Raw genomic sequence first — 14011 nt, forward strand, 5'->3', positions numbered from 1 at the left:
GCCGGTGCTTGCCGAGCTCGATGAGCCCCAGCGGGAGTTCGCGGAGGCGGTACGCGGCTTCGCCCACAAACACCTGGCCGAGGGAGCGCACGCCCGGGCACACGATCCGGAGGTCCCCTGGGACGTCGCGGAACTGCTGGCGGGACAGGGCCTGCTCGGCCTGACCGTTCCGGAGGCCGACGGCGGGCAAGGCGCGAGCTTGCTCGACGCCGTCATCGCGATCCAGGAGGTCGGCGCCGTCTGCCCCAAGAGCGCCGACCTCGTCCAGGCAGGCAACTTCGGTCCGCTCCGGACCGTCGCCGAGTACGCGACCCCGGAGCAGAAGCAGCGTTGGCTGCCCGACGTGCTCGCCGGGCGCGCGCTGATCTCGCTCGGCATGAGCGAGCCGGAGGCTGGCTCCGCGGTCACCGACCTCGCCACGTCGGCGACCGAGGACGGCGACGGCTTCCGGATCAACGGAACCAAGATCTGGGGTACGCACAGCGTCGACGCGAACCTCTTCCTCGTTTACGTCCGCTTCGGGCCGGGCGTCGGTGGCATCGGATCGGTGCTGGTGGAACGCGGCACGCCCGGCTTCACCCAGGGCCGGCCGTCGGACTACATGAGCGGCGAACGCTGGGCTCCCCTGCACTTCGACGACTGTTGGATCCCGAAGGAGAACGTGCTGCTCGGGGCCGGTGGGTTCAAAAGGCAGATCAGCGGGTTCAACGTCGAACGGCTCGGCAACGCTGCCCGCTCGCTCGCCGTCGGCCGGCTGGCGTTCGAGACCGCGAAGGCGCACATCCTCGAGCGTGAGCAGTTCGGCAGGCCACTGGCGGAATTCCAGGGCCTGCAGTGGAAGGTCGCCGAAGTCGCCGTGGCCCTCGAGTCAGCCCAGCTACTGCTGTTCCGTGCCGCGCAGCCCGCTCCCGGGACGCTGCCGGACGCCTACGCCACGTCGGTCGCGAAGCTCGCGGCGAACGAGGCGGGCTTCCGGGCCGCGAACGAGGCGATGCAGATGATGGGCGCGATGGGGTACAGCCAGGAGAGCCTGGTCGAGTACTGCTTGCGCCGCACCCGTGGCTGGATGATCGCGGGCGGGTCGCTGGAGATCCTCAAGAACCGCATCGCCGAGGAGGTTCTCGGACGGCGGTTCAACCAGCGGGCGTCACGATGACGGTCGCGCCTCCCCTCTCCGGCGCAGAACTCGCCCGTGCGTTGTTCGCACCGCGCAGCGTCGCTCTGATCGGCGCGAGTTCGGATCCGGTGAAGGCATCCTCCCGGCCGCTCCGCTACCTGCGGCGGGACGGGTTCGCCGGCGCGGTGTACCCGGTGAATCGGCGGGGTGGGGTGATCGGCGGCGAGCCCGTCCACCGCACGCTGGCCGAATTACCGGAGGTCCCCGAGCACGCATTCCTCATGACCCCCACCGCGGCGACCGTGGCAGCCGTCCGCGAGTGCGGCGAGGCCGGGGTCCGGCTCGCCACCGTGCTCAGTGGTGGCTTCGGGGAGAACGGCCCTACCGGTCGGGAACGCGAGCGCGCCTTGCGCGAGACCGCGGCGGCATACGGGGTACGGCTGCTCGGCCCGAACAGCCTGGGCGTGGTCAACCCCCGCCGCAGGCTGGCTCTCACCGCGAACGCCGCGTTCAGCGAGCCGGACCTGCCGGTGGGCGGGACCATGGTGGCGTCCCAGTCGGGGAGCCTGCTGGGTGCGCTGATGTCCCGGAGTCGTGGACGGGGCACCGGTTTCTCCCGGATGGTGTCCGTCGGCGCCGAAGCCGACCTGTCGCTCGGCGAGATCTGCGCCGCGACTGTTGCCGACGACGACGTCACGGGTTACCTGCTGTTCCTCGAATCGTTGCGGCATGCCGATCGGTTGCGCGCGTTCGCGATCGCCGCAGCCGCCGAGGGCAAACCCGTGGTGGCGTACAAGCTGGGCCGGTCGCGGGTGGGTGCCGAGCTCGCGCTGTCCCACACCGGCGCTCTCGCCGGGGAGGACGACGTGGCTACGGCGTTCCTCGCCGACTGCGGCATCGCCCGGATCAGCACTCTCGACGGACTGTTGGAGGCACTGCCGCTGCTCGACGCCGTGCCGGCCCGCCGGGCCGGTGAACGGCCCCGGCGGGTCGGAGTGGTCACGACGACCGGCGGCGGCGCGGCCATGGTCGTCGACCAGATCGGCGTCCGCGGCGTGCCCCTGGCCACCGTGAGCGCCGCGACCCACGCCCGGCTCACCGCCGCCGGGGTGGCCGCCGAGCCCGGCCCGATCGTGGATCTCACGCTGGCCGGAACCCGGCCCGAAATCATGGGGGCAGCGCTGGACGTGCTGCGCACCGCCCCCGAGATCGACCTGCTCGTCGCGGTGATCGGCAGTTCGGCGCGTTCTCAGCCGGAGCTCGCCACCACCCCGCTGGTGGATCGCGCGGGCCGGCCGGGCTGCCCGCTCGCCGTGTTCGTCGTCCCCGAGGCACCGGACGCCTCGGCGATGCTCGCGGCGACGGGCCTGCCGGTGTCCCGCACACCGGAGTCGTGCGCGGACGTGGTCGCGGCCGCGCTGGGGCGCACGGCGCCGACGCCCCGCACAGTGCCGACCGCGGCGGTCCCCGGTCCGGCGAGGCTGCTGGACGAAGCCGCATCGTATGCCCGGATCGCCGCGCTGGGCGTCCCGGTGGCGCCGTTCCGCGTGGTGCCGGTCGGTGCTGTCGCACCGGAGGATCTGGCCTTCCCCGTCGCGGTCAAGGCGCTGTCCGCGGCGCTACCGCACAAGTCGGACGTCGGCGGAGTCGTGCTGGGAGTCGGTTCGCCCGCCGACGTGAGGACGGCGTCGCGGCGAGTCGCGGCGGACGTCGCCGCCGGCGCCGGCGTCCAGATCCACGAGGTGCTGGTGCAGGAGATGCGCCCGGCGCTGGGTGAGGTACTCGTCGGCTACCGGGTCGATCCGGAGGCGGGCCCGATGGTGCTCGTCGCCGCCGGCGGAGTGCTGGCCGAACTCCTGCGCGACCGCGCCGTCCGGATGGCCCCGGTGGACCGGGAGACCGCCCTGGAAATGCTGGACGAGGTGGTGTCCCTGGGTGTGCTGCGGGGGTTCCGTGGTGCGCCGCGTGGGGACCTCGGGGCGCTCGCCGACGTCGTCGTCGCGTTGTCCCGGCTGGCCGAGGACGCCGGCGTGGTCACCGCTGAGCTGAATCCGGTCCTCGTCGGGGCCACGGGCGTCACCGCGGTGGACGCTGTCGTCCACTGCGTCGACGACAGCAGCAACGACCGGCAGGAGGACCGATGACCCCCGAGACACTGAAGCGACTGTCCGACGCGGATCCTGCCCTGGCCCGCCGCGGCGCCCTGGTGGACGGGGTGATCCAGGTGGATGTCGGTGCGGAGCCCTGGTACCTCACGGTCGAACGGGGAGCGATACGGGCGGCTGGGACGCGGCCACCCGCCGGGCCGGTGCGGTTGCGCCTCTCCGCACCGCGCGCGGAGTGGGAAGCGTTCTGGGAGCCGCGCCCGAGACCCGGCCACCACGACGTGATGGCTCTGATGCGCCGGCGCGTGCTGACCGTGGAGGGCGACCTGCACTTGTTCATGGCCCATCTGCGCTACGTGAAGGATCTGCTGGAGAAACCCCGGAGCGCCGCATGACCGCCCGCGTCGAGCCGATCGTCGGCCGCTATCTCCACGTCGACCTGCCGACCGGCCGCGCGCGGCTCTACGTCGAGGAGGCGGGGACCGGCGCGATCCCGCTGTTGTGCCTGCACACCGCGGGCTCGGACGGCCGCCAGTACCGGCACCTGCTCAACGACGAGGGCCTCCTGGAGCGCTTCCGGGTCGTCACCTTCGACCTGCCCTGGCACGGCCGATCGTCGGTGCCCGCTGACTGGCGGGACCGCGAGTACGTGCTGACCTCGGACGACTACGTCGGGATCGTGCTCGCCGTCGTCGACGCTCTGGGGCTGGACCGACCCGTGGTGATGGGCTGCTCCATCGGCGGACGACTGGTACTGCGGCTCGCCGTGGACCACCCTGATCGCTTCCGGGCGCTCATCGGACTCCAGGCCGGGGCCGCCGTCGCCCCGTACTACGACCGGGAGTACCTGCATCGCCCGGACGTCCACGGTGGAGAGCTGTGTGCGGCGCTGATGTCCGGTCTGGTCGGCCCGGACGCCCCGGCGGCGGACCGCGCCGAGACGCTGTGGCACTACGCGCAGGGTGGGCCCGGCGTGTTCAAGGGCGACCTGCACTTCTACAAGGACGAGTCGGTCAGCCCCGAGCAACTGGCCACGATCGACACCGGCCGCTGCCCGCTGTACCTGCTCAGCGGCGAATACGACTACTCGTGCCTGCCCGAGGACACGATGGCCGTCGCGAAGGCCGTTCCCGGGGCCGTGGTGACGATCATGGAAGGACTGGGACACTTCCCGATGAGCGAGAACCACGCCGCCTTCATGGCCCACCTCGGTCCGGTGCTCGACCGGATCGCCGCGTCGTGAGCGAGCTCGGCTCGTTCATCGACGGCAAGTGGAGCCGAGGTGGCGGCGGCAGCATCCCCGTGTGGAACCCGGCCACCGGCACACAGCTCGCTGAGCTCCCACTGGTCGCCGCGGACGATCTCGAGCAGGCGCTCGCGGCCGCGGATGCGGCGTTCCCCTCCTGGCGGGCCACCTCGGCGCTACGCCGCGAGGAGATTCTGCGCACCGCGGCCGGGCTCGTCCGGGAACGCTCCGAGTCGATCGCGGCCGCGATCGCCCGCGAGCTGGGCAAGCCGCTGCGCGAGGCACGCGTGGAGGTACGCACCGCCTGCGAGCACATCGAGTGGGCCGCCGGGGAAGGCAGGCGGGCCTACGGCCGGGTGATCCCTGGCCGCGAGCCCGGCGTGCACGCGAGCACGCGGATCGAGCCGCTCGGACCGATCGCCGCGTTCGCCCCCTGGAACGCCCCCCTCATCACTCCGGCCCGCAAGATCGCGGGGGCACTGGCTGCGGGGTGCACGGTCGTGCTCAAGCCCGCCGAGGAGACCCCGACCGCCGCCTGCGAGCTGGTGCGGGCGTTCGACGAGGCCGGTACCCCGCCCGGGGTGCTCAACGTCGTCTTCGGCGAGCCCGCCGACGTCGGGGCGCGGCTGATCGGTTCCCCGCTGACGAAGGGCGCCACGTTCACCGGCTCGACAGCGGTGGGCAAGCAGCTGCTGGCGCAGGCCGCGCCGACGGTGACCGTGACGACGATGGAGCTCGGCGGGTACGCACCGGTGTTCGTGCTCCCGGATGCCGATCCGGAGGCCGTGGCGGACACCGCGGTCACCGCCGCGATGCGCAACTCCGGCCAGGTCTGCACCTCCCCCACGCGGTTCTACGTGCACGCCGACCTGCACGATCGGTTCGTCGCGCGGTTCGCTGAGCGGGCGGACGCGCTGCGGCTCGGGGACCCGTTCGACGACGCCACGGACATGGGCCCGGTCGCCACCCCGCGCCGGCTCGCCGCCATGGCGGAGCTGACCGCGGACGCCCGGGACCACGTCGTCGCCGGCGGTTATCAGGAGGATCGGCCCGGGTGGTTCTGGCGCCCGACGCTGCTCGCCGACCTGGGTGACGACGCCCGTGCCGCGACCGTCGAACCGTTCGGGCCGATGGCTCTCACCACCGCTTACACCGACCTCGACGCCGCGCTGCGCTCAGCGAACCGGCTCGGGCTCGGGCTGGCGGCGTACGTCTGGTCCTCCGCGCTGACCGCGATCGACCACGTGACGACCGGCCTGGAGGCCGGCGCCATCGCAGTGAACAGTTGGCAGGTCTCGCTGGCCGAGACCCCTTTCGGAGGAGTCGGGGAGAGCGGAGTGGGTTACGAAGGCGGCACCGAGGGCCTGCGCGCGTTCCAGCGGGTGAAGTTCGTAAGTCTCCGGAGCGGATCATGACGGCGGGTACCGTGACCGAGTTCGACCGCGCGCTCGCTCTGGTCGACAGTGCACCGGACGTCGCGCTCGCCGAGTTGGGCGCGGGCTGGCGGTTCGGCACCGCGATGCACGGCGGTCTGTTGCTGGCTGTCGCAGCCGCAGCGGCCGGTCGCCGGATCCGGGCGGAAGGCCGCCCCGGGGATCCGCTGTCGATCAGCGCGCATTTCCTGTCCGCGGCGGTGGCCGGGCCCGCCGAGCTGCGGACCGAGGTCGTCCGGCTCGGCCGTACGCTCTCCACCGCCGCGGTGTCGCTCGCGCAGCGCGTCGACGGCGTCGACGTCGAGCGTGTGCGAGCGCTGGTCACCGTCACCGACCTCGAGCGGCTCGACGCCGACGTCCGGCTGCAACCGGAGCCCCCCGCGATGCCGCCACCGGAGCAGTGCCTGCCGTGCCCGGCCTTTCTCGAGGACGCGACGCTGTGGGACCGGGTGGAGATCCGGCTCGATCCCGCGACGGCGGGCTGGGTCCGCGGCGAGCCCGGCCACCGGCCCCACCACCAGGGCTGGGCCCGCTTCACGGACGGCCGCGACCCCGATCCGCTCGCCCTGCTGCTGATCTGCGACGCCATGCCGAACACCGTGGCGGCCCTCGGAATCCCGGGATACGTACCGACGCTGGAGCTCACCGCACACGTCCGGGGCGTGCCGTCACCGGGCTGGCTGCGCTTCACCCAGACCACCCGCAACTACTCCGCCGGGATGATCGAGGAGGACGCCGAGATCTTCGACGCCACCGGGCGGATGGTGCTGCAGTCACGCCAGCTGGCGCGCGCGCCCCGGACGGGGCCGCACCACTCGACGACGAGGAGCGCACGATGATCAAGGTCCTGCTGTTCGTGAAGCGGAAGGACGGCCTCAGCCGCGAGGAGTTCCGCGCACGGTACGAGTCCGGCCACGTCCCGCTCGCGATCGCGGAGCTGGAGCACTTGCGGCGCTACGCGCGCAACTTCGTCCGTCCGGTGAAGGGCCTGCCCGAGCCGGGCTTCGACGTCGTGACCGAGTTCTGGTTCGAGGACTGGGAGGCGTGGAAGGCCACGTCGGCCTATGCCCTCGGCGAGACGGGCCGCACCCTCGCCGAGGACGAGGCGGTGTTCATGGATCGCGCCAGCATGCGTTTCGTGGTGGTGGACGAACACGTCTCGGATGTGGACGCGGTGCGGGCTTCGGCGAGCGCGGGGTCCGCGTGAAACGGGTCGTCGTCACCGGGGGCAGCGGGAAGCTCGGCCGGGCCGTCGTGGCGGAGCTGGTGGCCGCTGGTCACCGGGTCGTCAACCTCGATCTCGTTCCGCCGGCCGAGCCGCAGGCCCCGTTCATCCCGCTTGATCTGGGGAATTACGGCCAGGTCCTGGAAGCGTTCACCGCGATCGATGCCCGCTATTCGCACGTGGACGCCGTCGTCCACCTGGGCGCGATCCCCGGTCCGGGCCTGGCGACCAACACGACCGTCTTCACCAACAACCTGACCGCCACCTATCACGTCTTCGCCGCGGCCAGGGCGGCGTCGATCCGCACGGTGGTCTGGGCGTCCAGCGAGACCCTCCTCGGGATTCCGCTGAACCTGAACCCGCCGCCCTACCTCCCGGTCGACGAGGAGTACCCGGCCCGTCCGGAGTCCTCTTACGCGCTGGCCAAGCACCTCGAGGAGGCCATGGCCGCCCAGTTCTGCCGCTGGGATCCCACCCTCAAGGCCATCGGCCTGCGCTTCTCCCACGTGATGGCTCCGGGAGACTACGCGGGGTTCCCCGACTTCGACACCGATCCCGCCAAGCGTGTCTGGAACGCGTGGGCCTACATCGACGCGCGCGACGGCGCGCAGGCTGTCCGGCTGGCCCTCGATCACGACGGCGTCGGCATGGACGTTTTCGTCATCGCGAGCGCGGACACGGTCATGAGCCGTCCCAGTGCGGAGCTGGCCGCGAAGTACTTCCCGGACGTACCGATCCGCCGGCCGCTGGAGGGCACCGAGACGCTGCTCTCCATCGACAAAGCCCGACGGGTCCTCGGGTACTCCCCCCGCCACAGCTGGCGGGACCACCAGGCAGTCTGACCACGAGAGGGACTTCATGAGCAAGGTCTGGCTGATCACCGGCACATCCCGCGGCTTCGGGCGCTACTTCGCCGAGTCCGCCCTGGAGCGGGGCGACCGGGTGGCCGCGACCGCCCGCGACGTCAGCTCACTGGGCGGGTTGACCGCCAAGTACGGCGACGCGATCCTGCCGCTGACGCTCGACGTCACCGACAAGGCCGCCGTAGGCGTGGCCGTGGCCACCGCCCACGACACGTTCGGGCGCCTCGACGTCGTGGTCAACAACGCAGGCTACGGTCTGTTCGGCGCGGCCGAGGAGATCACCGAGCAGCTGCTGCGCGACCAGATGGAGACCAATTTCTATGGCGCGGTCTGGGTCACCCAGGCCGTCCTCCCGATCCTGCGCGCTCAGGCCGGTGGACACATCGTCCAGATCTCCACGATCGGCGGCGTCGCCGCCTTCCCGACGCTGAGCGGCTACCACGCGTCCAAATGGGCCCTCGAGGGGTACAGCGAAGCCCTCGCCCAGGAGGTCAAGGGCTTCGGCATCAAGGTCACCCTGGTCGAGCCCGGCAGCTTCGCCACCGACTGGGCAGGCTCGTCCGCGAAGCACGCCGAGCCCCACCCCGCCTACCAGCCGATCCGCGACGCGATGGCCGCGCGTGCCACCACCGCGCAGCCGGGCAACCCGGCCGCGGCCGGCCCGGCGCTGCTGGAGATCGTCGACGCGGAGAAGCCGCCGTTGCGGGTGCTCTTCGGTTCGGCTCCGGTGGACATCGTCAAGCACGTGTATGCCCGGCGGCTGCAGACCTGGGCCGACTGGGAGCACGTCGCCCACGCAGCTCAGGGCTGAGTACACGGGGCGGGCCGGCGCTCGCGCCGGCCCGGCCGGCGTCATCGAGGCGCCATCCCGGCTTCCTAGAGGCCCAGGGACTTGCTGATGATCGTCTTCATGACCTCGCTCGTGCCGCCGTAGATGCGTGCGACACGGGCGTCCGCGAACAGCCGGGCGATCGGGTATTCGAGGATGTAGCCGTAACCGCCGAACAGCTGCAGGCATCGATCGACAGCGCGGGCCTGCATCTCGGTGCAGAACAGCTTCACCATCGCCGCGTCGCTCCCCGACAGCCGGCCTTCCGTGTGCTCGAGCACGGCGCGGTCCAGCATCGCCTGCGCCGCCTCGATCTCGGTGGCCACCGCCGCCAGCTCGAATTTCGTGTTCTGGAACGAGCTCACCGGCGTTCCGAAGGCGGAGCGCTCCTTGACGTAACGAGTGGTCGCGTCGAGCGCAGCGCGCGACTGGGCCACGGCGCCGACGGCGATCGCCAGCCGCTCCTGCGCGAGGTTCGCACCGAGATAGGAGAACGCCTCTCCCTCCTGCCCCAGCAGATTGGCGGCGGGCACCCGGACGTCGCTGAACGCGAGCTCGATGGTGTCCTGCGCCTTCAGACCCAGCTTCTGAAGCACTCGCCCCTTGGTGAACCCCGGCATGCCGTCCTCCACGACCAGCAGCGAGAGGCCTCGCCGCCGGTTTCCGGGCTCGGTCGACGTCCGTGCGACGACGAGGACGAGGTCCGCCAGCAAGCCGCCGGTGATGAAGGTCTTCGCACCGTTCAGAACGTAGGTGTCGCCCGTGCGCACTGCCGTCGTCCGGATGCCGGCGAGATCCGATCCGGTACCCGGCTCGGTCATCGCGATCGCGGTGAGCGTGCGGCCGGCGGCGATGCCCGGCAGCCACCGTCGTTTCTGCGCGTCGTCCGCGTAGGTGAGGAAGTACGGCAGGATGATGTCGAGCTGGGTTCGCAGGGTGCCGAAGTACACCAACGCCCGAGCGGCCTCCTCCTGCAACACGACGTTGTAGCGATAGTCGTTCTGGCCGCCGCCGCCGTACTCCTCGGGGATCGCCGTTCCGATGAGTCCCAGATCGCCGAGCTTCTCGAAGACGTCGCGAGGCAGCCGACCGGCCTGCTCCCACGCGGCGAAGTGCGGGACCACCTCTTTCCCGACGAAGTCGCGGACCACCGACCGGAAGGCCTCGTGGTCAGGCGTGAAGACGTTCCGCCGCATCGGCATCAGACCAGCTCGACGATGGTCGCGTTCGCGGTACCACCGCCCTCGCACATCGTCTGCAGCCCATAGCGCAGGCCGTTGTCCCGCATGTGATGGATCAACCGCGTCATCAGGACAGCACCCGACGCACCGAGCGGATGGCCCAGCGCGATCGCGCCGCCGAGCGGATTGAGTTTCGCGGGGTCGGCGCCGGTCTCGTCCAGCCAGGCGAGGGGCACCGGGGCGAAAGCCTCGTTGACTTCATACGCTCCGATGTCCTGGATGGTCAGATTCGCCTTTCCGAGCACCTTCTCCGTCGCCGGGATCGGGCCGGTGAGCATGAGCACCGGATCGGCGCCGGTCACCGCACCCGAGTGGTAGCGTACAAGGGGCGTCAGTCCCAGTTCTCGCGCCGTCTCCGGGGTGGTGACCAGCAGCGCAGCGGCACCGTCGGAGATCTGCGAGGCGTTGCCCGCGTGGATGACGCCGTCTTCGGTGAACGACGGTTTCAGCGCCGCGAGTGACTGCACGCTGCTGCCACGCCGGACACCCTCGTCCGCGACGACGACCCCCGCATCGACCGGGACCGGGACCACTTGCGCGTCGAAGGCTCCGGCGTCCTGCGCGGCGGCTGCCCGTTCGTGCGAGAGCGCGGCGAACTCGTCGAGCCGCTCGCGGGAGTAGCCCCGCTTCTCCGCGATCAGTTCCGCGCTGATGCCCTGGTTGAACGAAAAGCCGTCGTAGCGGGCCAGAACCTTGGGTCCGTACGGGAAGCCCGTCTCCCGCGCCGCTCCGAGCGGTACCCGGCTCATCGTTTCGACGCCGCCGGCCACCACCAGATCCTGCTGACCGGACATCACCATCGCGGCGGCGAAGTCCAGCGCCTGCTGGCTCGATCCGCACGCCCGGTTGATCGTGGTACCGGGAACGTGGTCGGGCCAGCCCGCAGCGAGGACAGCAAAGCGGGCGATGTTGCTGGATTGGTCGCCGATCTGCGAGACGCAACCCCAGATCACGTCGTCGACGGATCCTGGGTCGATCCCGGTCCGGTCGACCAACTCGGTCAGGACCAGAGCGGACAGGTCCACCGCGTGCACCCCGGCCAGTCCACCGTTCCGCTTTCCGACCGGTGTTCGCACGGCCGCTGCCACGACTGCCTCGCGCATCCGAGATCTCCCGTCCCGAGGTTGACGTCGAGCCTTTTTAGTATACTTAAATGGGCGCCTCAGGGGCTCCCATCAGCATGGAGGGAAGTTCAGCGTGGAATACACCCGACTCGGAAAATCCGGCCTGCGCGTGAGCCGTATCGCGCTGGGTTGCATGAGCTACGGCGACCCCGCCGCGCCCGCCAGCTACAGCTGGGTCCTCGATGAGGACGCCGCGCAGCCGTTCTTCCGGCAGGCGGTCGAACTCGGCATCACGTTCTGGGACACGGCGAACGCCTACGGCCTCGGAAAGTCCGAAGAGGTGGTCGGGCGAGCCATCCGCACCTTCTCCCGGCGCGAGGACGTCGTGCTGGCGACCAAGGTGTACGCGCGGATACACAAGGGCTCGGGCGGCTCCGGCCTGTCCCGCAAGGCGATCCTGGAGCAGATCGACGCCTCGCTCACCCGGCTCGGCACGGACTTCGTCGACCTGTATCAGATCCACCGCTTCGATCCGAAGACTCCGATCGAAGAGACCATGGAGGCTCTGCACGACGTCGTCCGGGCCGGCAAGGCCCGCTACATCGGCGCCTCGTCGATGTGGGCCTGGCAATTCGCCACCATGCAGCACGTCGCCGAGCGGAACGGCTGGACACGGTTCATCTCGATGCAGGATCAGTACAGCCTCCTGCAACGCGAGGAAGAACGCGAGATGTTCGGCCTGCTCGCCCATCAGGGCGTCGGCAGCATCCCGTGGAGCCCGCTGGCCCGAGGGCGCGTCACCCGTCCCTGGGGTACGCAGACCCAGCGGCTGGAGACCGACAACTTCGGCGCCACGCTCTTCACCGCCGACGTCGACAAACCCATCATCGACGCGGTCGAACGGGTCGCCGGCGCCCGCGACGTGCCGATGGCGCAGGTAGCACTCGCCTGGGTGCTGCAGAACCCGGTGGTCACCGCACCCATCGTCGGTGCGACGAAACAGCACCACCTCACGGACGCCGTCGCCGCGCTCGACATCCACTTGACCGACGCCGAGATCAAGGCGCTGGAAGACCCGTACACCCCGCGCCTGCCCACCGGATTCTGATCCGCACCCGCCGTCCGTGACCGCGCCCGGTCAGGGCGCGGTCCGGCCGGCCGGGCGCCAGGCGACCGCCAGGAGTAATGCCGCACCGCCGACGCCTCCCACCACGGCGATCGCCAGACCCAACGGTCCGCGGATCACGATGTCGAGGGCGTGATCGAGCGAGGCCGCACCGGGGCCGATCAGCGCGATCGCCGCGGCGACGACCGCGATCATCAGCACGTACTCCCAGCCGTCGCGGAAGACGAAGAACCCGTTGCGGCGGTGTGCCGCGATGCCTGCCACGACCATCGGTCCGATCGCCGCCACGCAGGCCAGCGGCGTCAACAGACCGACGATCAAGCCCAGACCGGCGGCGATCTCGGTGACGATGCTGGCCCACGCGTGCAGCCGCCCCGGCCGCAGCCCGAGGCTCTCGAACCAGCCGGCCGTGCCGGCCACCTTCCCGCCGCCGAACCAGTGGTTCCAGGCATGCATCAGCAGGGTCGCACCCACGACGACCCGAATCAGTAACAGCCCGACATCGATCGAACTCATGCGAACGCCCCGATCATCGCGTCATCTGTGCGGCCCTCGATCCAGAGGAAGCCGTCTTCGTCGAGGCGCGCCAGGTCACTGGTCCGCACCCACTGCCGCCCCGCGTCGGCCTCCCGGGCGGACCGGATCTCCAGGACACCGGACGTCCCCGCGGGCAACTCCACGCCACCCCTGCCGACGACCCGCAGCGCGACACCCGGGAGCGCGCGGCCGGCCGCTCCCTGTTTGCGTATCCACCACCGCACGTGGTCGGCTCTCGTCCATCCGGCGACCGCCCCGGAGAACTCGACCGCTCCGTAGGTCAGAACGACGCGGATCCCGTACCGGCTGAACAGCGCGTCGGCGAGTTGCGGCGGGCAGGGATCGGTTCCACAGGTGATGACCTGGAGGCTGGCCAACCGGTGCGCCGACGCATTCGCCTCGACTAGCGCCCGCATCGCGCCCGGGGTCAGCTCGGCGGCGTACGGCCGGTACCGCTCGACCGCGTGGACCCACTCGTCGACGAGGAAGCCGTCGAGAAGCACCGTCCGGCGTCCCGCGTACATCGAGGCCACGAGCGAGACCAGTCCACCGATCTGCGCGATCGGCGTGGAGACGATCGTCGCACCGGTCTCGTGCGCGACGGTGCCCGCGTCGCCTGCGCGGCCGCGCGCGCCCGCCGACCGGAACGCGGTCGCCAGTTGCTGGTAGGTCAGCAGCACCTGCTTCCGCCCTCCGACGGTGAGCGTCTCGACCGCGACGCCGGGCGCCGTCGAGCGGTCCGTCACGAGGACCGGCTCGACCGACTCCATCTCGCACGTCCCGTCCCAGTCCACGACGATGGTCCGGCCGTGCCGAGCGATCGCGCGCCGCACCCCGGGCAGCGCGAGCACGTGCGACGACGCCACCACGACCGGGAGCGCGTTGGCCTCGATGTCGGCACACAGGCGCTCGGGGCCGCGCAGCGGATTCAGCGCCGTCAGGCACCGATCCGTGGCGAGGAGAGCAGCCACCACGGCGCCGGACTGCGGTCGGTTCTCCAGCGCGACGCCGATCCTGGCCCCGTCGCCGAGCGCCACCATATTGAGTAGCCTGTTCAGCTTCTCCGACAGCGCGGCGAGCTGAGTCCACGTCCACGCCGTTTCGCCGTACACAACCGCGGCGCGCGCCGGTGCTCGCTTCAACAGGCTCCCGAGACGCTGCTGAATCATTCCGATCCCCCTTCCGGCGCGACCCCTGCGACAGACAGAAAAGGTACCTGATTTAG

Annotated in this window: 14 protein-coding genes; 10 read left to right on the plus strand and 4 right to left on the minus strand. The window is 70.9% G+C overall.

The window, feature by feature from the left end:
- Positions 1–4: 4 nt before the first annotated feature.
- From BUB75_RS22290 to BUB75_RS22330, 9 genes are read left to right on the plus strand one after another with little or no spacing between them, the layout of a single operon-like run.
- Complete coding sequence (locus tag BUB75_RS22290; RefSeq protein WP_073259813.1) at positions 5–1156, plus strand: acyl-CoA dehydrogenase family protein; 1152 nt, start codon at positions 5–7, stop codon at positions 1154–1156.
- Positions 1153–3261: an acetate--CoA ligase family protein gene (locus tag BUB75_RS22295; RefSeq protein ID WP_073259699.1), complete on the plus strand. Its 2109-nt coding sequence runs from the start codon at positions 1153–1155 to the stop codon at positions 3259–3261. The genes BUB75_RS22290 and BUB75_RS22295 overlap by 4 nt, the downstream gene beginning before the upstream one ends.
- The gene (locus BUB75_RS22300) at positions 3258–3617 is read left to right on the plus strand and encodes an SCP2 sterol-binding domain-containing protein (protein WP_073259700.1); all 360 of its coding nucleotides are present in this window, start codon (positions 3258–3260) and stop codon (positions 3615–3617) included. Before BUB75_RS22295 ends, BUB75_RS22300 begins: the two co-directional genes overlap by 4 nt.
- On the plus strand, positions 3614–4465 hold the full coding sequence (locus BUB75_RS22305) for an alpha/beta fold hydrolase (protein ID WP_073259701.1): 852 nt from the start codon (positions 3614–3616) through the stop codon (positions 4463–4465). The genes BUB75_RS22300 and BUB75_RS22305 overlap by 4 nt, the downstream gene beginning before the upstream one ends.
- Entirely contained in the window at positions 4462–5883 is a 1422-nt protein-coding gene (locus tag BUB75_RS22310; protein WP_073259702.1) for an NAD-dependent succinate-semialdehyde dehydrogenase, read from the plus strand. Before BUB75_RS22305 ends, BUB75_RS22310 begins: the two co-directional genes overlap by 4 nt.
- Positions 5880–6740, plus strand: coding sequence for a thioesterase family protein (locus BUB75_RS22315; RefSeq protein ID WP_073259703.1), 861 nt, complete (start codon positions 5880–5882; stop codon positions 6738–6740). Before BUB75_RS22310 ends, BUB75_RS22315 begins: the two co-directional genes overlap by 4 nt.
- Entirely contained in the window at positions 6737–7108 is a 372-nt protein-coding gene (locus BUB75_RS22320) for an EthD domain-containing protein (RefSeq protein ID WP_073259704.1), read from the plus strand. Before BUB75_RS22315 ends, BUB75_RS22320 begins: the two co-directional genes overlap by 4 nt.
- Positions 7105–7968 carry an NAD-dependent epimerase/dehydratase family protein gene (locus tag BUB75_RS22325; RefSeq protein ID WP_073259705.1) on the plus strand — a complete coding sequence of 288 codons (864 nt, stop codon included), beginning with the start codon at positions 7105–7107 and terminating at the stop codon, positions 7966–7968. Before BUB75_RS22320 ends, BUB75_RS22325 begins: the two co-directional genes overlap by 4 nt.
- A gap of 16 nt (positions 7969–7984) precedes the next feature.
- Positions 7985–8800 carry an SDR family oxidoreductase gene (locus BUB75_RS22330; protein WP_073259706.1) on the plus strand — a complete coding sequence of 272 codons (816 nt, stop codon included), beginning with the start codon at positions 7985–7987 and terminating at the stop codon, positions 8798–8800.
- Between the two features lie 65 nt (positions 8801–8865).
- On the opposite strand, the gene BUB75_RS22335 is transcribed toward BUB75_RS22330, so the two are convergent.
- A complete protein-coding gene (locus BUB75_RS22335) occupies positions 8866–10014 on the minus strand; it encodes an acyl-CoA dehydrogenase family protein (protein WP_073259814.1) in 1149 nt (382 codons plus the stop codon).
- Between the two features lie 5 nt (positions 10015–10019).
- Complete coding sequence (locus BUB75_RS22340) at positions 10020–11162, minus strand: thiolase family protein (protein WP_073259707.1); 1143 nt, start codon at positions 11160–11162, stop codon at positions 10020–10022.
- Positions 11163–11256: 94 nt separating this feature from the next.
- Between BUB75_RS22340 and BUB75_RS22345 the strand changes: the two genes are divergently transcribed.
- Positions 11257–12231: an aldo/keto reductase gene (locus tag BUB75_RS22345; RefSeq protein ID WP_073259708.1), complete on the plus strand. Its 975-nt coding sequence runs from the start codon at positions 11257–11259 to the stop codon at positions 12229–12231.
- 30 nt (positions 12232–12261) lie between these two features.
- Here BUB75_RS22345 and BUB75_RS22350 read toward each other — a convergent pair whose 3' ends face one another.
- Together BUB75_RS22350 and BUB75_RS22355 are read right to left on the minus strand one after the other, a co-directional pair.
- On the minus strand, positions 12262–12765 hold the full coding sequence (locus BUB75_RS22350; protein WP_073259709.1) for a DoxX family protein: 504 nt from the start codon (positions 12763–12765) through the stop codon (positions 12262–12264).
- Positions 12762–13955, minus strand: a complete 1194-nt coding sequence (locus BUB75_RS22355; protein WP_073259710.1) for a class I adenylate-forming enzyme family protein — start codon at positions 13953–13955, stop codon at positions 12762–12764. Before BUB75_RS22355 ends, BUB75_RS22350 begins: the two co-directional genes overlap by 4 nt.
- Positions 13956–14011: the final 56 nt, after the last annotated feature.

The organism is Cryptosporangium aurantiacum (assembly GCF_900143005.1).
Taxonomy (GTDB): domain Bacteria; phylum Actinomycetota; class Actinomycetes; order Mycobacteriales; family Cryptosporangiaceae; genus Cryptosporangium; species Cryptosporangium aurantiacum.

Coding starts and splice junctions, on each gene's coding strand:
- BUB75_RS22295 (WP_073259699.1), top strand. CDS start 1,153: ATGACGGTCGCGCCTCCCCTCTCCGGCGCAGAACTCGCCCGTGCGTTG.
- BUB75_RS22300 (WP_073259700.1), top strand. CDS start 3,258: ATGACCCCCGAGACACTGAAGCGACTGTCCGACGCGGATCCTGCCCTG.
- BUB75_RS22305 (WP_073259701.1), top strand. CDS start 3,614: ATGACCGCCCGCGTCGAGCCGATCGTCGGCCGCTATCTCCACGTCGAC.
- BUB75_RS22315 (WP_073259703.1), top strand. CDS start 5,880: ATGACGGCGGGTACCGTGACCGAGTTCGACCGCGCGCTCGCTCTGGTC.
- BUB75_RS22320 (WP_073259704.1), top strand. CDS start 6,737: ATGATCAAGGTCCTGCTGTTCGTGAAGCGGAAGGACGGCCTCAGCCGC.
- BUB75_RS22330 (WP_073259706.1), top strand. CDS start 7,985: ATGAGCAAGGTCTGGCTGATCACCGGCACATCCCGCGGCTTCGGGCGC.
- BUB75_RS22335 (WP_073259814.1), bottom strand. CDS start 10,014: ATGCGGCGGAACGTCTTCACGCCTGACCACGAGGCCTTCCGGTCGGTG.
- BUB75_RS22340 (WP_073259707.1), bottom strand. CDS start 11,162: ATGCGCGAGGCAGTCGTGGCAGCGGCCGTGCGAACACCGGTCGGAAAG.
- BUB75_RS22350 (WP_073259709.1), bottom strand. CDS start 12,765: ATGAGTTCGATCGATGTCGGGCTGTTACTGATTCGGGTCGTCGTGGGT.
- BUB75_RS22355 (WP_073259710.1), bottom strand. CDS start 13,955: ATGATTCAGCAGCGTCTCGGGAGCCTGTTGAAGCGAGCACCGGCGCGC.